This is a genomic window from Pantoea agglomerans (assembly GCF_020149765.1).
Classification (GTDB): Bacteria; Pseudomonadota; Gammaproteobacteria; order Enterobacterales; family Enterobacteriaceae; genus Pantoea; species Pantoea alvi.
In genome coordinates this window covers 343,531-363,070 of record NZ_CP083808.1, presented here as the reverse complement: position 1 = coordinate 363,070, position 19,540 = coordinate 343,531, and the positions used below count along the sequence as shown (strand labels likewise).

The following is a 19,540-nucleotide window of genomic DNA, read 5'->3' as shown; positions in this document are numbered from 1 at the left end:
ACCACCATGACCGAGAGTATGCACAGCGCCCACTGGGGCGCCTTTCGCGCGCGCCGCGACGGTGACAGACTGGCGATTACCCCATTTAGCGGCGATCCCGATCCCAGCCCGCTGCTGGGCAATCTCCACAACGCGCTCGCGCATTCGGCGCGGGTGTCGCGCCCGATGGTGCGGCGCGGCTGGCTGGAGAACGGGCCGGGTGCCGACCCGCGTCGCGGTCAGGACAGCTACGTGGCGGTGAGCTGGGAAGAGGCTTACGCGCTGGTGGCGCAGGAACTGCGGCGCGTCGGGGAGCGTTACGGACCGGCCGGTATTTTCGGCGGCTCCTACGGCTGGTCAAGTGCCGGACGCTTTCACCATGCGCAAAGCCAGGTACACCGCTTTCTGAATACCGTGCTGGGCGGCTATGTGCGCTCGGTCAACAGCTACAGCTCCGGCGCGGCCTCGGTGCTGCTGCCGCATATTGTCGGCGATATGAATGAGATCGCGCGGCGCGGCGTCAGCTGGGAGACAATTGCTGAGCACAGCGAGGTGGTGCTGGCGTTCGGCGGGCTGGCGCTAAAAAATTCGCAGGTGGCGAGCGGCGGCCTGAGCGAGCATACCGAGCGCGGCTTTATGCAGCGCGCCGCCCGACGCGGCACGCGCTTTATCTCCGTCAGCCCGCTGAAGAGCGATCTGCCCGACGAAGCGGACGGCGAGTGGCTGTCGATAATTCCCGGCACGGATGCGGCCCTGATGCTCGCGCTGCTGCATGAGCTGACCACCCAGGGTCTGACCGACGACGACTTTCTGGCGCGCTACACCCACGGCTGGCCGGCGCTCAGCGCTTATCTGCTGGGCGAGGAGGATGGCGTCGCGCGCGACGCCGACTGGGCCGCCGAACGCTGCGGCGTCCCTGCGGCGCAGATCCGCACACTGGCGCGCGACCTGCACGGCAGGCGCGTGCTGATCACCGTGGCGCACGCCCTGCAGCGCGCCCAGCATGGCGAGCAGCCGGTCTGGCTGGGGCTGGCGCTGGCGTCCGCGCTGGGGCAGCCCGGCCTGCCCGGCGGCGGCTTTACCTACGCGCTCGGCGCGCTGGGGCACTACGGCAAACATCATAATCTGGCGAGCTTTCCGGCGCTGCCGCAGGGCAAAAACGGCATCGACCGCTTTATTCCGGTGGCGCGCATCGCCGATATGCTGCTGCATCCCGGCGAAAAATTTCACTATAACGGCCGCCATCTGAGCTATCCCACTATCCGGCTGGCCTACTGGGCGGGCGGCAATCCGTTCCACCATCATCAGGATCTGGCGCGGCTGCGTCAGGCCTTTTGCCGCCTTGATACGCTGATCGTGCATGAGAGCGCCTGGACCGCTACCGCGCGCCACGCGGATATCGTGCTGCCTGCCACCATGACGCTGGAGCGCGAAGATATCGGCGGCGCGCCGACCGACCGCCATCTCATCGCTATGCAGCCGGTGGCGGCCCCGTACGGTGAGGCGCGTGACGACTATCAGATTTTCAGCGAGCTGGCGCGTCGGCTGGGAAGAGAGGCGGCGTTTACCGAAGGCCGCGACGCGCGCGGCTGGCTTGAACATCTCTATGCGCAGCTTCAGGAAAAGCTGGCGGCGCATCAGGTGAGGCTGCCCGATTTTGCCGCCTTCTGGCGGGAAGGCGTCGTGGCGCTGCCGCAGCTGCAGGACGGCGGCCGCATGATCAATGCGTTTCGCGCCGATCCCTCGGCCCATCCGCTGCCGACCCCTACCGGGAAGATTCAGATCGCTTCCGACACCATCGCCGGTTTCGGCTATGAGGATTGTCCCGGCCATCCGGTATGGCGCGCGCCGCGCGAGCAGCCCTGCGCAACGTATCCTTTCTGGCTGATCGCTAACCAGCCGGCGACGCGCCTGCACAGCCAACTCGATTTCGGCGACTACAGCCGCAGCGGCAAGCGCAACGGGCGCGAGGTTTGCAGCCTGCATCCGCTGGATGCGCAGCGGCTGGGCATTGCCGAGAACGACCTTATTGAGCTGTACAACGCGCGCGGGCATGTGCTGGCCAGCGCCGCGCTGACCGAGACGATCAGGCCCGGCGTGGTGCGCCTGCCCACCGGCGCCTGGTACGATCCGGTCGATCCCGCCGCCGCGCGTCCGCTCTGCCGTCACGGCAACCCCAATGTGCTGACGCAGGATATCGGCACCTCGGCGCTGGCGCAGGGCTGCACCGGCCAGATCGCCGTGGTTAACGTCAGAAAATATACTGGCGACGCGCCGGCGGTTGCCGCCTTTACGCCGCCGCAAGGCTAGCCAGGGTGCGCTACAGCGCGGCGGTGAGCGCCTGCGCCAGGCGACGCAGATCCTCATTGTCCCGTAGCGCGCTGCACGCCAGCAGCGCCTGCTCGTCGGTCAGCGCCGCGCGCAGCTTGCCCGCAACATCCACCGGCGTCGCCAGCGACTGCTGACGGGTGCGCCGCTGACGCAGCGCCGTGCCATCGCGCAGCAGCAGCGTCACCTCATGGAAGCGCAGCGCAGGGTTGATGGCGTCCGGCGGCGCGCCCTCGTCGGGCTGGCGCGTCACCTTCGCCGCCAGCGCCATAATCTGCGGATTGACCTCGCCTTCGGCAAAGTCCGCCATGCGCAGGTCGCCGTAAATCAGCATCGCGGCGATGACATACTCCAGGCTGAAGCGCGCCTCAATGCCGTTTTTGGGCTGGCGCACCGAGGCGGCAATATCGCCGCCGGGCGGGAAGGCCACGCTAATACGATCGATGGCGCTCAGCAGCTCCTCCGGCGAACCGGCCCAGCGCTGGCGGATTTCGCGCGTCGCTTCTGCCGCGCTGTGCGTGCCGGCGCAGGTGGCGAAGGGCTTGAACTCCAGCCCCGGCGTAACGATGCGCCAGGGCGCGCCCCAGAAGTCGAGCAGCGCTTCAGGCTGCGCCCGCTCCGCGCTGCCCAGTGAGAGAAAGGACTCAAGCACGCCCGTTGGCTGCCCGTCGAACCCCGCCAGCGCCAGCTGCGCGGCGCGCACCGCGCGTTCGGCGGCGAAACCGGCATGCAGCGGCTTGACCGCTGAGCCAAACTGGGCGCGCAGGCCGCTCGCCTCGGTGGCGGCAATGCCGAGCAGCACCGCGGTCTGATGCACGTCCGCGCCGCTAAAGCGCGCCAGCGCGGCGGCGGCGGCCAGGGTGCCGAGCGACGCGGTGTTGTGGTAGCCGAGCGTATAGTGGCTTTGCGTTATCGCCAGGCCGAGCCGACCGGCCATCTCCACGCCGATAATAAAGGCATCCAGAAAGCGCGCCGCGTCGAAGGCGCGCTTCTCTACCGCCCACGCCAGCAGCGCAGGCAATATCACCACGCTGGGATGGCCGCGAAAGTCGGCGTGAAAGTCGTCGTAGTCGAGGGCATGCGCGGCGTAGCCAAGCAGCAGCGCGCGCGACGCCGGGCCGCCGTCGCGGTAGAGGGTTTTCAGCAGCGGCAAACCGCTGTCCGGCACCTGCCGGTTAAGCACCGGCCAGCTTACGGCGAGAAAATCCTGCACCCCTTCGCGCGCTTGCTGGCGCGCAGCGTGGTCAGGCTGGGAGCGGATAATCAGCTGGCTCAGCTGCGCGGTGAGGCTCACAGCGTCGCCGCCGGAAAAGGGGAAAAGCGCATCGACATCTCCGGAATAAAAAGCAGATGCCAAAGGGTAGCAACAAAGCCGCCGGTGGCTATATCTGAAATATTGCTAAGCTAATGCGAATTTGTGAAGAGGTGAAACCCCTTAAAGCGTTGCTTAAATTAGCGTTTGTCGTACTATGCCCTGCAGACGCCGCGCGCAAGGGCAACCTTATTAACTCTCTGTTTACCCGACGGTTTTAACGGGTAGCAGATCCACAGCAGGATAAGCCGTGTTAGCCATTAAATCGCCGCAAGCCTATCTACAGCAGGCCGGAATCCGCGCGCGGGCCGGAGAACATATTCGTCCCATCGCCACCCATCTTCGCATTCTCAGCTCGCCGCGCGCCTGGCAGGCGGTCAATCCTGAACTGACCCAGAGCCTGGAGAGTCAGGGCATTCGCTGGCAGCTGGAGCTGCTCGACGGTGAATGCAGCGACGAGGCGATAAGCCAGCTACAGGCCAGTACGGCGCAGCAGGGGGCGGAGGCGATTCTGGCCGTCGGCGGCGGACGCGTGCTGGACTGCGCGAAAGCAGCGGGCGACGGGCTGGATAATGTCGCGGTGATCAACTTTGCTACCCTGGCCGCCACCTGCGCCGCCTGGTCGCCGGTGGCCATCGTCTATAACGCGCAGGGCGGACATCTGCGCAGTCAGCCGCTGCGTAAAATGCCGGCGCTGGTGCTGGTAGACAGCGAAATTATCGCCCGCAGCGATGTGCGCTATCTGAAAGCGGGCATCGTCGACGCGCTGGCCAAGTGGTACGAGTTTCGCCCCTATCAGCGCCATAATCCCGACAGCCTGGCGCTCGATCTGAAGGTGATGGCGGCGCAGCGTGCGGTCGACGCTTTTCTGCAGTGGGGCGACGACGCTATCGAGGCGAACCGGCAACGCGAGGTGACCTTCGCGCTGGAGCGCATCATCGACGCCAGCATCGTGCTGGCTGGACTGGCCAACAGCATGCGCGATACGCTACCGACGCCCGGCTTCGCCCACGCCATCCATAACCGCCTGACCTGGCTGCCGGAGCTGCACCACTGGCTGCACGGCGAGAAGGTTGGCTACAGCCTGCTGGTTCAGTCTTTTATGGAGCAGGGAAACGGCGAGCCGGACGCGGCGCTGGTGGCGCTGCTGCGGCGCTTCGACGCGCCGCTGAAGCTGCCTGCGCTGGCGGGCGATCGCGCGGCGGCGCTGCATCGTCTCGCCGCGGAGGTTCGTTTTCCGGCGGCCAGCGCGGCGCGTCTGCCGTTTGAAATTTCGCCGACGGCGCTGGAACAGGCGCTGATCGCCACCGATCATTTTCTATAGCCGCTCAGAGACGGCTTTTATCGCAATCAGGGAAATAATATGGACAGTTCATCTGCAAAAACACGTCTGCGTCTTGGTCTTTTCGTTCAGCCGGTAGGGCATCACGTAAGCGGCTGGCGCCTGACCGAAGAGCTGGGCGCACCGACCGATATCGACTGGCTGATCCGCCTGGCGCAAAAAGCGGAAGCGGGGCGTTTTGACCTCTTTTTCGTCGGCGACGCGCTGGCGACCAGCATGTATCGTCTGCCCTCTACCATGGCGCGCCTTGAACCTCTGACCATGCTCTCGGCGGTAGCGGTCAACACCCGCCGAATCGGCCTGGCCGCCACCGCGTCCACTACCTTCAGCGATCCCTTTACTATGGCGCGCACCTTCTCCTCGCTCGACCATATCAGCCGCGGCCGCGCCGCCTGGAACGTAGTGACCTCTTTCTCCGCCGACGTGGCGAAAAACTTCAGTCGCGACGATATGCCGAACCACGCCGAACGCTATGCGCGCGCGCGCGAATTCCTGCAGGTGACCAGTAAACTGTGGGAAGGCTGGGAAGAGGGCGCTGTTCAGCCAGATCCCGCCTCGGGCCAGTACTTCGTTAACGACAAGATTAAGCCGATTAACCACGTCGGCGAGCACTTCCAGGTGCAGGGGCCGCTGAATATTACCCGCTCGCCGCAGGGGCGTCCGGTGATCATCGAGGCGGGGTCCTCTGCCGACGGTCAGCAGCTCGCCGCCGAAACGGCCGAAGTGGTCTTTACCGCCGCCGCCAGCCTGGAAGAGGCGCAGGCCTTTTATCAGTCGCAGAAGGCGCAGGTTAACGCCGCAGGCCGCAACCCGGATCACGTGGTGATTATGCCGGGCGTGATGCCGATAGTCGGCCGCACCCGCGAAGAGGCGAAGGCGCTGTGGAAAGAGCTGAATACGCTGGTGGATATCGACAACGGGCTTAAACAGCTTTCGCTGCGCTTTGGTCTCGATCTTTCAACTTATCCGCTGGACGGCCCGGTGCCGGAGGTGCCGCTGGGCGAAGGCAACCAGAGCCGCGTGAAGCTGATGACCGATATGGCGAAGCGCGAGAACCTGACGCTGCGCGAGCTGGCGGCTATCGCCGCAGGTTCGCGCGGTCATCGGGTGATCGTCGGCACGGCAGAGGATATCGCCGATGACTTCCAGCTCTGGCTGGAGCAGGGCGGTGCGGACGGCTTTAATATTATGCCGGCTATTATGCCCGACCAGCTGGATCTCTTTGTCGAGCTGGTGATCCCGGAGCTGCGTCGTCGCGGTCTGTTCCCGACGGACTACGCTTACGCCACGCTGCGTGAAAACCTCGGCTTGCCGGCGATCTGAATAAATCGCGGCCGCGAATGCGGAAAGGCTGAAAAGCGGAGATAAAAAAGGCGCTGACTATCAGCGCCTTTATTATTAGATCAGGAACTCGTCCAGCGAGCCGCCTGCATCCAGCGCTTTTTTAATCGGCGAAGGAGTGCGGCCCTGGCCGGTCCAGAATTTGGTTTCGCCGTTTTCATCGGTGAACTTATATTTTGCCGGACGCGGCGCGCGTTTCGCTTTTGGTTTGCTTTCGTTCTGCGCCAGATCGGCCAGATCGGAAATATCGATGCCGTCTTTCATCAGCATCTCTTTATACAATGCCAGCTTCTCCGCTTTTTCTTTCTGTGCGGCTTGTTCAGCATTCACTTCTTCACGACGTTCTGCGACAACGACAGAGAACTTTTCGAGCATCTCGTTTAACACGTCTAGCTCAATTTCTCGTGCCTGAACGCGCAGCGTACGAAGATTATTCAATGCTTTCAGCGCATCACTCATGGATATAACCCTTAACTAATCAAAATATGTAAAGCGCGCAGTTTACGGTAAAAAATAGATAAAGGAAATAAGCTAAAGCACAGATAATGTCATTTTGAGCATAGTAATTTGTTACCGAGTTCGGGTTAATTTTTTAGCATAAAATAACAAGAACCAATATAAACCAGTCTAAGAGTGGATCAGCGATGAATAGTTTTCGTGCGGTTGCCCTTACGGCAATAATGGCGCAAAGCCGCGCTTATTTTTAATCGTGACCTGCGCTATCTTGCTGATAGTAGACGCATTAGCGCGATCGCATCATTATATGCGGCGCGCGGCTTTACAGCTCATCTCTGCCATGACGGCAACGCGTTAAAAGAGAGCAGGTTATAAATCTTCAAAAACAGCGCACTCTTTGCGCAGCGTTATCATTAACGATAGCAATATTTACTAAATGAAAGCGCCAGCGTCTTTATAACACGCGCCAGGATAGTGACGCGCGAAACTATTGTCCGCGCTCAAATAGCTCACGTTGTTTCACTGTACTGTGATCTGGAATAAATTTTCTCCAGTGGAGCCGGGCCGGTTGTTATATTAATCCGCCGTTAATCAGCGAATTAAAAGACGCCAGCCATTTGCCCTGTCGACGCCGTTTAAATCTGCAGTCGATAGCAGGCAGGCGCAGGCGCTCGCTGAACATCGCGTTGTTTCCCCATCCTTTCGCATTTCAGGCCTGGCGGCCAGGGGCTGTACCCGCCCCGCAGTCGGATGCTGGAGGCAGGGCGACCTGACGCCCGCATTCAGCGTGGGCACCCGTGCTTTCCTGTAAATTCCAGTAGCTATGCCTGACTTTCGCCAGCGTTCTGCTTAAACCTCTTATTAATCAGGGTGTTTCGACCCCTCGCTTGTCCGTGTTGTTTTGCAGCATTTATTAACAATTGCTTGCAATGAAAATGGCAATGCGTATATTTCTCATTTGCTTTATTACAGCATCACGTCAGAACAGCGTCCTGCGGCCGGGCAGGCGGGTCGAACCGGCAACCAGCGGCAGCCATAACCAATAATGAAATAGAGGAAGAGTGATGTCTTTTGATGTTCAGCGCGTCAGGGAATACCGTGCGGCCAACAGCGCCAGCGCCATAAAACACCCGCTGCAGCGCTCGCTGCTGGCCGTGCTGATTGCCGCCAGCGTTGCGCAGAGCGCCCACGCCGCCGATGCGGCCGCCGCCAGCGAACAGACGCTTACCGTTGACGCCAGCGCCAGCAGCACCGGGCAACAGGATCCGCGCGATTACAGCGTGCCTGTTACCCGCGCCGGTACCAAAATGGCGCTGATCGCGCGCGATATCCCCCAGTCGGTCACCATCGTCAGCAAGCAGCGCATGGAGGATCAGCAGCTTCAGTCGTTGAATGACGTGCTGCACAACACGATGGGGATCACCGGTGTCAGCAGCGATATGGATCGCACCAGCTACTATGCGCGCGGTTTCGAGATTGACAACTATATGGTTGATGGCATTCCGACCACCTTTGCCTCGCGCTGGAACCTCGGCGATGCGCAGTCGGATATGGCGCTTTATGAGCGCGTGGAAGTGGTGCGCGGCGCCACCGGTCTGCTGACCGGCCCCGGCAATCCCTCAGCGGCCATCAATATGGTACGCAAACACGCCGACAGCAAAGATTTCACCGGCAGCGTCTCCGCCACCTACGGCAGCTGGGGCAAACAGCGCTACGTCGCCGATCTCTCTACGCCGCTCAACAGCGACGGCAGCGTGCGCGGCCGCCTGGTAGCGGGCTATGACGATAAGAACAGCTTTATCGAACGCTACGGCGCCACGAAGCAGTTCGTCTACGGCGTGGTGGACGCCGATCTGACTGATTCCACCACGCTTTCCGTCGGCTACGAGTTTTCTCAGGTCAATACCGACTCGACGATGTGGAGCGGCACGCCGCGCTGGTACACCGACGGCACGCAGATCCATTCCCGTCGCGGCTACAATACCGCGCCGGAGTGGGCCTACAACGATAAAGAGAACAAGAAGGTCTTCGTTAACCTGAAGCAGGACTTCGACAACGGCTGGAACATCACGCTTAACGGCACCCACAACGAGATGTTCCTGGACAGCAAGCAGCTCTATCTCGACGGCTACTTCGATAAAACCAGCGGCCTCGGCGTCTCGCAGTATGCCGACTATCCGGTGGTGGGCGGAACCGGCTACAACACCGGCAAGCGTAAGGTCGATGCGATCGATGCCTTCGCCAGCGGCCCCTACGAACTGCTGGGTCGTCAGCATGAGCTGATGGTCGGCGTTAACTACAGCCGCCAGCAGAATAAATATTACAGCGCCTGGGCCAATATTTCGGCTGACGAGCTGGGTAACTACAACAACTTCAACGGCGACTTCCCCGAAACTGACTGGGGGCCGCGCGAGCTGACGGCTGACAGCACCACGGTTCGCCAGAAATCGGTCTATCTCGCCACGCGCATTTCGCTGGCCGATCCGCTGCATCTGATCCTGGGCGCGCGCTACACCAACTGGAATCGCCAGACGCTGACCACCGGTGAGGAGCTGGAGAAAAACAACATCACGCCTTACGGCGGGCTGATTTATGACTTCGCGGATAACTGGTCCGCCTACGCCAGCTATACCTCGGTGTTCCAGCCGCAGGACTACCGCGACAGCAGCGGTGCCTTCCTGTCGCCGGTGATCGGGAAAAACTACGAAGTGGGCGTAAAGTCTGACTGGCTGAACAGCCGTCTCACTACCACCCTGTCGCTGTTCCGCACCGAGCTGGATAACGTCGGCGAAGACACCGGGCAGATTATTCCGGGATCGCAGTCGACCGCCTACGCGGCAAAAGATGGCGTCGTCAGCCGCGGCGTGGAGTTCGAGGTAAACGGGGCGCTGACCGACAACTGGCAGATGACCTTCGGCGGCACCACCTATCTGGCGCAGGATCGCGACGGCAACGCCTATAACTCGCAGCTGCCGCGCACCAGCTTCAATCTGTTCACTAGCTATCGCCTGCCGATGCTCGATCAGCTGACGCTGGGCGGCGGCGTGAAGTGGCAGACCCACACCTGGCAGGATGTCGGCGCGCCGGAAGGCAACGGCACCTGGCACGCGACGCAGGGCAGCTATGCGCTGGTGGATCTCTTCGCCCGCTATGAGGTGAATAAAAATCTGTCACTGCAGGCCAACCTGAATAACCTGTTTGATAAAGAGTACGACACCTGGGTTGGCGCCTATAACGTCTATGGTGCGCCGCGCAACTTCTCGGTATCGGCGACCTATCGTTTCTAGTGGGATGGTGTGAATAAAACATCGGCGGGTCAGCTTTGGGCTGTACCCGCCGTGTTTGCTTATAAGACGCGCCATCGCCACAGCGTTTGAGCCGAGAGGCGAATTAGTCGTGGCGTTTAATATAGCGGTTTAAATATGAGTGACACTGGGCGGAGATAAAAAGGGCCGCTTAAAGCGGCCCCCGCAAGGCGCTACGCCGCTGTCGTCTGCGCCGCGTCATAGGCCGCTGCGCGTTCGCGGATCTTCGGCAGCAGCAGACGCCCGTAATCCGCCGCATCGCGCAGCTGGTCGAAACCGCGGAACAGAAAGGTGGTGATGCCGAGCTTGTAATATTCCAGCGCCGCCTCCGCCACCGTTTCCGGCGCGCCCACCAGCGAGGTGGAGTTGCCCGCCGCGCCGGAAAGGGCAGCAATGCCGGTCCACAGACAGCTGTCATAGACCTTGCGCGCCGTCGCCAGCTGATACAGCCGCTGCGAGCCGGTATTGCTGTCGGGCTGAATCGCCTTTCCGCCGAGGGTTGCCTGCGCCTGCGCAAGCAGCCGATCGGCGCGCTGCCAGGCCTCTTCGTCGGTCGCGCCCAGCACCGGACGCAGCGACAGGCTGAAGCGGATACGATCTTCGCGACCATACCGCTTCGCCGCGGCCCGCACCTCGGCGATACGCTCTTTGACCTGCTCAAGCGGCTCGCCCCACATCATATAGACGTCGGCATGTTGCGCGGCAATCTCCACCGCCGCCTGCGACGCGCCGGAAAAATAGATCGGCACGCGCGGTTTAAGATATGGCTTCACCTCGGTAAAGTTATCCCGTACCTGGTAAAAATCCCCTTCAAAGCTGAACGGCTGTGGTGACGCCCAGACCCGCTTCATAATCTCCAGATATTCGCCGCTGCGCGCATAGCGGCTCTCCTTATCGAGAAAGTCGCCGTCGCGCTGCAGATCGCCGCTGTCGCCGCCGGTGATGACATTAATCGCCGCGCGCCCCTGGCTGAGCCGATCCAGAGTGGCGAACTGGCGCGCCGCAAAGGTCGGGGCCTGAAAACCGGGCCGATGTGCCACCAGCAGGCCGAGCTTGTCGGTGAGCGCCGCCACGTAGCTGGCGATAATCATCGAATCCGGCGCGCGGGTGTTGACCGCCAGCAGCACTTTGTCAAAACCCGCATACTCCTGCGTCTGGGCAAAGGCTTTGATAAAGGGGAGATCCACCACCTGACCGTTGCCAGCATCGGACTCGCTTGCTTCGTGCGCGCCGACCAGGCCAATAAACTCCAGCGTCATCATCTACTCCTGTCGAATAAAAGGGCCGCTTTGCCGGCGGCGGTGAAAACAGCATCGTCCTGCGGCGTATGAATCCGGCCGCACAGCACGTTGCGCAGGTGACGTTCGAGCGGGCTGGTACGCGTCAGCGCGTGATTGCCGATATGCTCGACCATTAGCTGCACGCTGCGAATGGCGTTGTCGATAGTGACCTGTTTCACTTTCGCCGCGTCGGATGTGGCGATCGCTCCCGCCGCCGCGCTGTCGAGCAGGGTACGGCTGGTAAAGAGCAGGGTTTCGATGCGTCCCGTCAGCTCCTGGAGGCGCGGCAGGCTCGCCAGCGGCTGGCCCAGGTTGGCAGGAACGCGCTGCTGCAGAAAGCGGATAAATTCATGCTGCGCCGCGCGCGCGATCGCGTCATACAGGCTGCCCAGCAGCACCGCCATCCACAGGCTCTCTTCGTCGCTGAGGCCGGGGCGCGGCGCGCTCCAGCGGCTGACGTTAACCGCATTTTCCAGCGGCACCCAGACCTCCTCCAGCACCACGCGGTGGCTGCAGGTGGCGCGCATGCCCAGGTGATCCCACTCCTCTTCAATGCGGATGCCGGGCGCGGAAGCGGGCACCAGCCAGGCACCTGCCAGCGGATCTGCGTCGTCGCTGCGGCCCCAGACCAGAAACCAGCTCAGCCCGACGCTGCCGGTAGAGTAGATTTTCTCGCCGCTGATGCGCCAGCCGTCCGCGCTGCGTCGCGCCGTGGTGGCGGGCAGGCCGCCGCGCGCCGGGGTGCCAAGCTCCGGCTCGACGCGTAGTGCGTTGATTAACGCCCCTTGCTGCACGATGCTCTGCGCCACCTGGCGGCGCACGCTGGCGGGCCAGCTGGAGTCGTCGCCTAGCCGGCGGGCGTTGAGGTACTGCATAATCAAAATCAGCGCGGTAGAGGGTTCCCCCTGCGCCACTGCTGCAATCACCGCGCGGCACTGCGCCAGGCTCGCGCCACCGCCGCCCGCCGACGCCGGCAGTGCAAAACTCAGCAGGCCGTGCTGGCGCAGCAGGGCGAAATTTGCCGTGGGAAACGCGCCTTGTCTGTCCACCTCTGCCGCGCTGCTTGCCAGCGTCTGGCTAATCACCGGCAGCAGCTCGTCGAGATATTCGCTAAGCGCCATCATCTTGCCTCAGTTATTTAGAGAATGTTTCGATTCTTTATTTTTCTCCCGGCGATGTAAAAGCATTAAAGCGGATAACCACATGCGGAATCGGCATAATTTACAGGCTGGTTGCCCCGCCTGTTTCCCATTACTCTGCCTTCGTTGCTCTGTTTATTTGTTATTTCATTTCCGGGAAAGATTATTTTATTCGGGGGTACAGCTATGCCAGTAAATAGCGTTTTATCACGTCGGCAATTTTTGCATTATTCCGCCGCTGCGCTTGCCGCCAGCGCCTTTTCGCCACCGCTCTGGGCGCATGACGCCATGCCCGGTATGGCTATGTCGCCGGATCTGCTGCAGGGCGGCGCGGGCAAATGGGCGCTGGCGCAGCCGACGCCGGTCCGTCTGGCGGTCAACCTCAACGCCATCTGCCTGGCGCCGGTGGTCGTGGCGGATCAGCATCAGTTCTTTAAAGCGCACAACCTGGAGGTTGAGTTCGTCAACTTCGGCAACTCCACCGAGCTGCTGCTGGAGTCGATAGCCACTGGCAAGGCGGAAGCGGCGGTGGGTATGGCGCTGCGCTGGCTTAAGGCGCTGGAGCAGGGCTTCGACGTTAAGCTGACGGCGGGTACGCACGGCGGCTGTATGCGGCTGCTGACGCGCGACGACGGGCCGACCTCGCTGCAGGCGCTGAAAGGCAAGACTATCGGCGTTACCGATATGGCGGGTGCGGATAAGAACTTCTTCTCGCTGCTGCTCAAGCGTCACGGCGTCGATCCCAATACCGAGGTTGACTGGCGCGTCTTTCCGCAGGATTTACTGCCGATGGTGCTGCAAAAAGGGGAGATCCAGGCGGCGAGCGGCTCGGATCCGGTGATGTGGCGTCTGACGCAGCAGCCGGGCTACCGGGAGGTCGCCACCAATCTCAGCGATGCCTATGCCAGGCTGAGCTGCTGCGTCATCGGCACACGCGGTAGCCTCATCCGCGATCGGCCTGACGTGGCGGCGGCGATGACTCATGCGATTTTGCAGGCCCACGCCTACGCCGCACAGCATCCTGAGGTTATCGCCCAGGCCTTTAACAGCAAGGCGCTGAATACCCGTCCCGAGGAGATTGCCAGCGTACTGAAAACCCATACCCACGGCCACTATTCGGTGGGCGACGCTTTTGTGAAAGAGATTGATATTTACGCACGCGATCTGAAGGCAATTAATGTGCTGCGTCCGGAAACGGATTCGCTGCTGTTTGCGAAAGGCATTACCTCTGACGTACTGGCATCATAAAAAACGGCAGCCCCAGGCTGCCGTTTTACCTCTTCGTCTCTGACCACCCGCCTTACAGCTGCTGCGACGTCTGCACCGCCGTTGCCTCTTTCAGGCTTTCTACCGGCTGATCGTGATTAAACAGCCGCGTGCTGAGATAGTTGGCACCGCCGTCGGCCAGCAGCAGAACGATACGCTTGCCCTGATTCTCCGGCCGCGCCGCCAGCTGCTGGGCGGCAAACAGCACCGCGCCTGATGAATCCCCCACCAGGATGCCCTCCGCCAGCGCGAACTGACGCGCGGCCTGATACGCCTGCCAGGTTTCCACTGCGATCGCGTCGTCATAAACCTGCGGATCAAGGTTAGGCGGAATGCGCTCCGGCGGCTGGCCGCTGAAGGCGTGAACGCCGGTGATCTCCAGCGGTTCCGGACGCTGCGGGCCTGGCTGCGAGCCGATGCCCGGCTCGACAGCGATCACCTGAATGGCGGGATCCTGCGCCTTCAGATAGCGCCCGATGCCGGAAAGCGTGCCGCCGGTGCCCACCGAGGCGACAAAAATATCCAGCTTGCCCTGGGTATCGCGCCAGATTTCCGGGCCGGTGGTTAGCTCGTGTGCGCGCGGGTTGGCCGGATTCTGAAGCTGCTGCAGAAAATGCACGCCCGGCTCGGCTTCGCTTACCTGCGCTACCAGCCAGCGCGTGGCGGCGACAAAGTCACCGTCGCTGGCCTCATAAAAGTCGGCGAAGCCCGGCACGGTGCTGAAAGGCACCACCTCGGCGCCGTAGGCCTGAATAATCTTGCTGCGCTCGATGCTGACGAAATCGTTGATATAGACGCGAAAGCGGTAGCCTTTGGCTGCGGCGATGGAGGCGACGCCGATGCCGGTATTGCCGCTGGTGGTTTCGGCGAGAGTGTCGCCTGGCTTAATGAAGCCGTCGCGCTCCGCTTGTTCAATCATCGCCAGCGCGATGCGATCCTTAACGCTGTGGTTAGGGTTAAAGAGTTCCAGCTTGCCGAGCAGTTCGGCGCGCACGCCGTGACGCTCGCTGAATCGCGACAGGCGCAGCAGCGGCGTTTGTCCAATCAGTTCGGTTACAGAGTTATAGACAGATGCAGCCACAGGCGACTCCTCTTGAGAAAGTATTACCATTTCACCGCGTTGCGCTGCCAGGCGAGCGTGCGGTCACGAACGATAAACAGCAGGGTGATCAGCGACGAGAACAGCACCGCCATCACGATAAGCGCGGCATACATATTGGCGTAAGCTGCCCAGCCCTGCGCCCACTGCAAATACCAGCCCAGCCCCGATTTGACGCCCATCATCTCCGCCGCCACCAGCACCGAAAAAGAGGCGCCCAGGCCCATAAACAGCCCCACAAACAGATGCGGCAGCGAGGCGGGAACCGCGACGCGCAGCACCAGGAACAGCGGCTTTGCGCCCAGGGTGCGGGCCACGTCGTAATAGCGGCTGTCGACGCTGGCGACGCCCGACCAGGTAAGCACCGTAACCGGGAACCAGGTCGCCAGCGCAATCAGAAACACGGCGGCGGCGAAGCTTGAGGGGAAAAAGTAGAGCGACAAGGGCAGCAGCGCGGTAGAGGGAACCGGGCCGAGAAAGCGCAAAACTGGATGTACCCAGTAGCCCAGCCCGCGCGACCAGCCGATAGCGACGCCGGTGACGAAGCCGACGACGCTGCCATAGAGAAAGCCGAACGCCAGCAGGCGCAGCGAATTCAGCACGCTGTCGAGCAGGCGCGGCCAGTCGGTGGCGTAGGCTTCAATCAGCGCGCGCGGCGGCGCGAAGAAGGGCGCGGGCAGCAGTGCCAGCTTGGCGGTGACGTATTCCCACACGCCAGTCAATAGCGCCAGCGCAATCAGCCAGCGCCCGCTGCGCTTCAGCGGCTGCCAGGCCTTTAGCGCGGGCGTGGCGCTGGCGGTGAGCACCAGCGCCGATAGCAGCGTCGCCAGCGCGATAAACAGCTCGTGCGTCTCGTTGACGAAGCGCGGTGCGGCGAAGCCCTGCGGTTTATCCGGCAGCGCCACCATCAGCGCCACCAGCGCCCACCAGGCCAGCAGCGCGCCCCACAGCGCCGGTTCAAGTCGGCGCGACTCGGCGCGGCGGCGCAACGTCAGAATATTTGTGGCCATGCGGCTCTCCCTAACTCATCTTCATATGGTGATGCTGGCCGTTATCGGGCAGCAGGTCGGGCACATAGTGAGCGGCAAACTGCTGCGCGTCGGTGTCCGGGCGGATCACGTTGATCTTTTTCAGCTCGTTAACGTAGGTCGCGACTTCGCCGCGCAGCTGCGCGCCGGTGGAGTGGTGGCTATGGGTATGCTCTTTCAGCATCGCAGCGATGGACTCGACCGGCACCGATCCAGGCACGAACGGCTGGAAGATCTTCGCCGTTTCCTCCGGGTGGTCGGCAGTCCACTGCTGTGCGTCAACGATCGCCTGGGTAATCGCCTGGGCGGTTTTCGCATCGTCGCGCACCAGCGAGCCGCGCAGTCCCAGCACGCAGCAGGTGAGGTGGGCATATTCACCGTTCAGATTGTTGTCGACCTCGACCAGATTGTGCTGCTGCTTCAGCAGCCAGCCTTGTGGATCGTCGGTGGCCAGCGCCTGTACTTCCCCTTTGCGCAGCGCTTCGCCGAACAGATCGGCGGGATACTGCAGCCAGTTCACCGCTTTATCCGGGTCGATGCCCTGTTTCGCCAGCTGAATCGCGAAGAAGTTGCGGATCGGACTTGCCTGGTCGGTTACCGCCACCGATTTGCCCACCAGGTCTTTCACACTGCGGATATTGCTGTTTTCTGGCGTCAGCAGACGCATACAGCCGCCGTGCGTGCCAACGGTCAGATCGACGTCGAAACCCTGCTCCAGCGGCTTAAGCCAGCGCAGCGCCATGCCGATGCCGCCGTCCGCCTGACCGGTGGCGATAGCCTGCAGCAGCGCATCGGTCGGGCCGCTGAAGTTCACCGGCTCGACGTTAAGGCCATACTTTTTAAAGAATCCCTGCTTCAGCGCCACGGAGATCGGCGACTGGCAAACCGCGGTTTGTCCCCAAGCCAGTTTGATAGTTTTTAACGGTCTCTCCTCCGCCAGAGCGGAGCCGGTAAACAGCGGACTTAACCCGATGCCTGCGCCCAGCGTGGCGAGGCCGCGCAGCAGCGCGCGGCGGCTTATCGACGATGAATCTATTGCCATAACGCTATTCCTTGTAGTGAATTACCGGGAAATTAACGCATGGGCTCGAGGCCGCCAAATAACAATCCCGCATGACCTCATGCGATATTTCATTATGAAGATCGGGTAAAACGATTATCGCTATCGGCATATTTCATTCGTGAGGCGCGTGCTATTTATGGAGCTATTAAGCGGACTGAGGAGAGTATTTGATGGCGATGCAAGCAGCAGGGGTAAATATCGAAATTGAGAATGTCAGCCACCACTTTACGCTGGAGGGCAGTGATTTGCCGGTGCTGGAGAATATCAGCCTGCGGGTGCGGCCAGGAGAATTTGTCGCGCTGCTCGGACCGTCCGGCTGCGGCAAATCGACGCTGCTGCGCCTGCTGGCCGGTCTGGAGCAACCCACCAGCGGGCTGCTGGCGGAAGAGGGGCGCGCCATTACCGCACCGCATCCGTCACGCGTGGTGGTGTTTCAGGATCCGACGCTCTATCCGTGGCGCACCATATACGACAACGTTGGGCTGGGGCTACAGATTCGCGGCGAGAGTAAACAGGCGGCGCAGGCCCGCATCGATGCTATGCTGCAGCGCGTCGGGCTGAAAGAGTTCGCGCGCGCCTGGCCGCATCAGCTTTCTGGCGGCATGGCGCAGCGCGCCGCGCTGGCGCGTGCGCTGGTAAATCATCCGCGCCTGCTGATCCTCGATGAGCCGCTCGGCAAGCTCGACTCGCTGACGCGCCTGCGCATGCAGCAGGAGATTGTCGATCTCTGGCAGGAGCAGAACTTTACGACGCTGATGGTAACGCACGACGTTGAAGAGGCGCTGGTTATGGCGAATCGTGTAGTGGTGTTTAGCTCGCGTCCGGCGCGGGTGCTGGATGTGATCGAGGTTGAGCAGGCCTACCCGCGCCGCCGCGACGATCCGGCGCTGGTAGCGCTGCGCAGCCGGGTGCTGGCGCTGCTGGGAGCAGAGCAGGCCGCGGCCTGAAATGCCCCGCTATTTATTCAGGCGCGATGCCATTTTCAGCGCGTTGTCGAAGATAGCGTCGGCGATCGCCGGCGGAACAGCGGCGGGCAGCCCTTGCCTGACGCGCGCCACGGCGGCGGGCAGCGCCTCGGCGAAGAAGGCGAGGATCTGCGCCATCCGTTCCGTGGAGAAGCGGACGCTTTCTGCCGTGGCGAGGAAATGGCGCGGAAAGATCTTATCGATTTCACTTTTTTTACCTTTCGACGCGGCCAGCCCCATTGCCAGCTTCAGCTCGCGGATATTGAGGCCAGCGCCGCCCAGCACCGGATAAGCGGAAAGGATGTCGTAAAAGGGGGTCAGCCGGTAGCTGCCGCCGCGCTCAATATAGAGCGAAAAGTTTTTCGCATGTCCGTCCGTCGCGCCGATCAGCCACTGGAATACCTGAAACTTCATAAAATCGTCGCGATCCTCCAGGGCATTGCTGGAGCCCATCAGCAGCGACATGATTGCCGCAATGCCCGGGCCGCCGTCGGACTCATATTTCGTCGCGCAGGCGAGGCCGAGACTCTGGCAGATATCCTCCTGCGGCAGACGCAGCAGCCGGGTGCCGTCGGCGCTCCAGCGGCGGTCGAACCGCGTGACCGCCAGCGCGCGCAGCCTGCCCGCCGTGATAATGCTGGCGTCGGGCACGCGAAAGCCCAGCTCGCGCGCCAGCGCCAGACAGACATATTCATTCTCTACGCTGTTGCGCATATCAAGGGTGGCGAAGGGCTGCTTAATTTCGCCGATCGGCAGCTTGATAATATGTGACGTCGGCGTCGGGCCGTGGGGGATCGCCCAGCCTTCCGGGGTGAGCAGCAGCGCGGTCTTCTCCTGCGCGCCCGCTACGGAGATGCGGAAGTCACGCTCTTCCGGGATCATGCCCAGCGGAATATCGCTCTGGTAGGCCGAGAGGATCTTTTCCAGCCGCGCCGTATCCAGCGATTCATAGCTGATGGTGAGATCGGGCGCGGCGGCCTCTTCTGGCAGCAGCATCACCGCGCCGACGCTGTCGCGGCCCACTTCACGCAGCAGATCGAACGGCTGCATCGACTTTGCCCGATAGCGGTTGAGGATGCGCTCTCTGACGCGGGGATTGTCCGGCAGCAGGTTGTCGAAAAAGTTGATGACGCTGACCGAGGCGATAGCGGGATATTGCAGCGGCAGCGAGAGTGACAGCGGCCTCGCCAGCGGATTGCTCAGCCAGCCCGGCGCATACTGAAAAAGATGCGCGCCATTTTTCTGACGCGTCAGGGTGCCGACGCGCTCGCCGTTCATCCAGGCGCTAAGCCGATCCATTACCAGTCAAGCTCCTTGCCGTTTTGCGCCGATCGGCCCTGAATCACCAGCTCCTGCTCCAGCGACTGCAGGATTTTAAACAGGGTGGTCAGCGTGGTCTTGTCAGGATTGTTTTCAAAATTAGAGACCGTGGCCTGCTTGATACCGACCCGGCGCGCCAGATCGCTCTGCGACCAGCCGCGCTTCTGCCGCTCAAGTCGGATTAAATGGGCCAGCTGTTTGGGGCTGTATATCATCGCCGCTCCTGAATAGAGGCGGGGAAGCAGCTATCCCCGCCTGGGGATAAGTCAGAAGTTATACCCACCAGAGGATAAAGTAAAGTTTATCCTCTCTCAGGG

General features: G+C 61.8%; 15 protein-coding genes. 6 read left to right on the top strand and 9 right to left on the bottom strand.

Going from position 1 to position 19,540, the window contains the following annotated elements; translation table 11 throughout:
- Positions 1-6: 6 nt before the first annotated feature.
- On the top strand, positions 7-2,289 hold the full coding sequence (locus LB453_RS01635) for a molybdopterin-dependent oxidoreductase (RefSeq protein ID WP_103796666.1): 2,283 nt from the start codon (positions 7-9) through the stop codon (positions 2,287-2,289).
- A gap of 10 nt (positions 2,290-2,299) precedes the next feature.
- Here the strand turns inward: LB453_RS01635 and LB453_RS01630 are convergent, their stop codons facing one another.
- On the bottom strand, positions 2,300-3,601 hold the full coding sequence (locus LB453_RS01630; RefSeq protein WP_224481388.1) for an MmgE/PrpD family protein: 1,302 nt from the start codon (positions 3,599-3,601) through the stop codon (positions 2,300-2,302).
- 268 nt (positions 3,602-3,869) lie between these two features.
- Here LB453_RS01630 and LB453_RS01625 point away from each other — a divergent pair, with 268 nt between their 5' ends.
- Together LB453_RS01625 and LB453_RS01620 are read left to right on the top strand one after the other, a co-directional pair.
- Complete coding sequence (locus LB453_RS01625; RefSeq protein ID WP_103796664.1) at positions 3,870-4,943, top strand: iron-containing alcohol dehydrogenase family protein; 1,074 nt, start codon at positions 3,870-3,872, stop codon at positions 4,941-4,943.
- 39 nt (positions 4,944-4,982) lie between these two features.
- Positions 4,983-6,284 (top strand): LLM class flavin-dependent oxidoreductase, encoded by a 1,302-nt coding sequence (locus LB453_RS01620; protein WP_103796663.1) that lies wholly within the window; start codon positions 4,983-4,985, stop codon positions 6,282-6,284.
- Positions 6,285-6,359: 75 nt separating this feature from the next.
- Here LB453_RS01620 and LB453_RS01615 read toward each other — a convergent pair whose 3' ends face one another.
- Entirely contained in the window at positions 6,360-6,761 is a 402-nt protein-coding gene (locus tag LB453_RS01615) for an H-NS family nucleoid-associated regulatory protein (protein WP_103796662.1), read from the bottom strand.
- Positions 6,762-7,822: 1,061 nt separating this feature from the next.
- Between LB453_RS01615 and fhuE the strand changes: the two genes are divergently transcribed.
- Positions 7,823-10,045 (top strand): ferric-rhodotorulic acid/ferric-coprogen receptor FhuE, encoded by a 2,223-nt coding sequence (gene fhuE / locus LB453_RS01610; RefSeq protein WP_103796661.1) that lies wholly within the window; start codon positions 7,823-7,825, stop codon positions 10,043-10,045.
- Between the two features lie 191 nt (positions 10,046-10,236).
- On the opposite strand, the gene LB453_RS01605 is transcribed toward fhuE, so the two are convergent.
- Together LB453_RS01605 and LB453_RS01600 are read right to left on the bottom strand one after the other, a co-directional pair.
- Entirely contained in the window at positions 10,237-11,322 is a 1,086-nt protein-coding gene (locus LB453_RS01605) for an LLM class flavin-dependent oxidoreductase (protein ID WP_103796660.1), read from the bottom strand.
- Complete coding sequence (locus tag LB453_RS01600; protein ID WP_103796659.1) at positions 11,322-12,467, bottom strand: acyl-CoA dehydrogenase family protein; 1,146 nt, start codon at positions 12,465-12,467, stop codon at positions 11,322-11,324. Before LB453_RS01600 ends, LB453_RS01605 begins: the two co-directional genes overlap by 1 nt.
- 201 nt (positions 12,468-12,668) lie before the next feature.
- On the opposite strand from LB453_RS01600, the gene LB453_RS01595 reads away from it, so the two are divergent.
- A complete protein-coding gene (locus LB453_RS01595) occupies positions 12,669-13,730 on the top strand; it encodes an ABC transporter substrate-binding protein (protein WP_103796658.1) in 1,062 nt (353 codons plus the stop codon).
- A 52-nt stretch (positions 13,731-13,782) separates the two neighbouring features.
- Here the strand turns inward: LB453_RS01595 and LB453_RS01590 are convergent, their stop codons facing one another.
- Genes LB453_RS01590 through LB453_RS01580 form a run of 3 tightly spaced genes read right to left on the bottom strand, consistent with a single transcriptional unit; the run spans position 13,783 to position 16,917 of the window.
- The gene (locus LB453_RS01590) at positions 13,783-14,829 is read right to left on the bottom strand and encodes a PLP-dependent cysteine synthase family protein (protein WP_224481387.1); all 1,047 of its coding nucleotides are present in this window, start codon (positions 14,827-14,829) and stop codon (positions 13,783-13,785) included.
- A gap of 23 nt (positions 14,830-14,852) precedes the next feature.
- Complete coding sequence (locus LB453_RS01585; protein ID WP_103796656.1) at positions 14,853-15,857, bottom strand: ABC transporter permease; 1,005 nt, start codon at positions 15,855-15,857, stop codon at positions 14,853-14,855.
- 10 nt (positions 15,858-15,867) lie between these two features.
- Complete coding sequence (locus LB453_RS01580; protein ID WP_103796655.1) at positions 15,868-16,917, bottom strand: ABC transporter substrate-binding protein; 1,050 nt, start codon at positions 16,915-16,917, stop codon at positions 15,868-15,870.
- 191 nt (positions 16,918-17,108) lie between these two features.
- Here LB453_RS01580 and LB453_RS01575 point away from each other — a divergent pair, with 191 nt between their 5' ends.
- Complete coding sequence (locus tag LB453_RS01575) at positions 17,109-17,885, top strand: ABC transporter ATP-binding protein (protein WP_103796654.1); 777 nt, start codon at positions 17,109-17,111, stop codon at positions 17,883-17,885.
- Positions 17,886-17,894: 9 nt separating this feature from the next.
- Here LB453_RS01575 and LB453_RS01570 read toward each other — a convergent pair whose 3' ends face one another.
- Together LB453_RS01570 and hipB are read right to left on the bottom strand one after the other, a co-directional pair.
- Entirely contained in the window at positions 17,895-19,202 is a 1,308-nt protein-coding gene (locus LB453_RS01570; RefSeq protein ID WP_103796653.1) for a type II toxin-antitoxin system HipA family toxin, read from the bottom strand.
- Entirely contained in the window at positions 19,202-19,438 is a 237-nt protein-coding gene (hipB, locus tag LB453_RS01565) for a type II toxin-antitoxin system antitoxin HipB (RefSeq protein ID WP_103796652.1), read from the bottom strand. The genes LB453_RS01570 and hipB overlap by 1 nt, the downstream gene beginning before the upstream one ends.
- Between the last annotated feature and the right edge of the window lie 102 nt (positions 19,439-19,540).

What these genes read in the sequence shown, in the direction of transcription:
- LB453_RS01620 (WP_103796663.1), top strand. Translation starts at nt 4,983, where the DNA reads ATGGACAGTTCATCTGCAAAAACACGTCTGCGTCTTGGTCTTTTCGTT.
- LB453_RS01570 (WP_103796653.1), bottom strand. Translation starts at nt 19,202, where the DNA reads ATGGATCGGCTTAGCGCCTGGATGAACGGCGAGCGCGTCGGCACCCTG.
- LB453_RS01575 (WP_103796654.1), top strand. Translation starts at nt 17,109, where the DNA reads ATGGCGATGCAAGCAGCAGGGGTAAATATCGAAATTGAGAATGTCAGC.
- LB453_RS01615 (WP_103796662.1), bottom strand. Translation starts at nt 6,761, where the DNA reads ATGAGTGATGCGCTGAAAGCATTGAATAATCTTCGTACGCTGCGCGTT.
- LB453_RS01580 (WP_103796655.1), bottom strand. Translation starts at nt 16,917, where the DNA reads ATGGCAATAGATTCATCGTCGATAAGCCGCCGCGCGCTGCTGCGCGGC.
- LB453_RS01585 (WP_103796656.1), bottom strand. Translation starts at nt 15,857, where the DNA reads ATGGCCACAAATATTCTGACGTTGCGCCGCCGCGCCGAGTCGCGCCGA.
- LB453_RS01605 (WP_103796660.1), bottom strand. Translation starts at nt 11,322, where the DNA reads ATGACGCTGGAGTTTATTGGCCTGGTCGGCGCGCACGAAGCAAGCGAG.
- fhuE (WP_103796661.1), top strand. Translation starts at nt 7,823, where the DNA reads ATGTCTTTTGATGTTCAGCGCGTCAGGGAATACCGTGCGGCCAACAGC.
- LB453_RS01635 (WP_103796666.1), top strand. Translation starts at nt 7, where the DNA reads ATGACCGAGAGTATGCACAGCGCCCACTGGGGCGCCTTTCGCGCGCGC.
- hipB (WP_103796652.1), bottom strand. Translation starts at nt 19,438, where the DNA reads ATGATATACAGCCCCAAACAGCTGGCCCATTTAATCCGACTTGAGCGG.
- LB453_RS01600 (WP_103796659.1), bottom strand. Translation starts at nt 12,467, where the DNA reads ATGATGGCGCTTAGCGAATATCTCGACGAGCTGCTGCCGGTGATTAGC.
- LB453_RS01595 (WP_103796658.1), top strand. Translation starts at nt 12,669, where the DNA reads ATGCCAGTAAATAGCGTTTTATCACGTCGGCAATTTTTGCATTATTCC.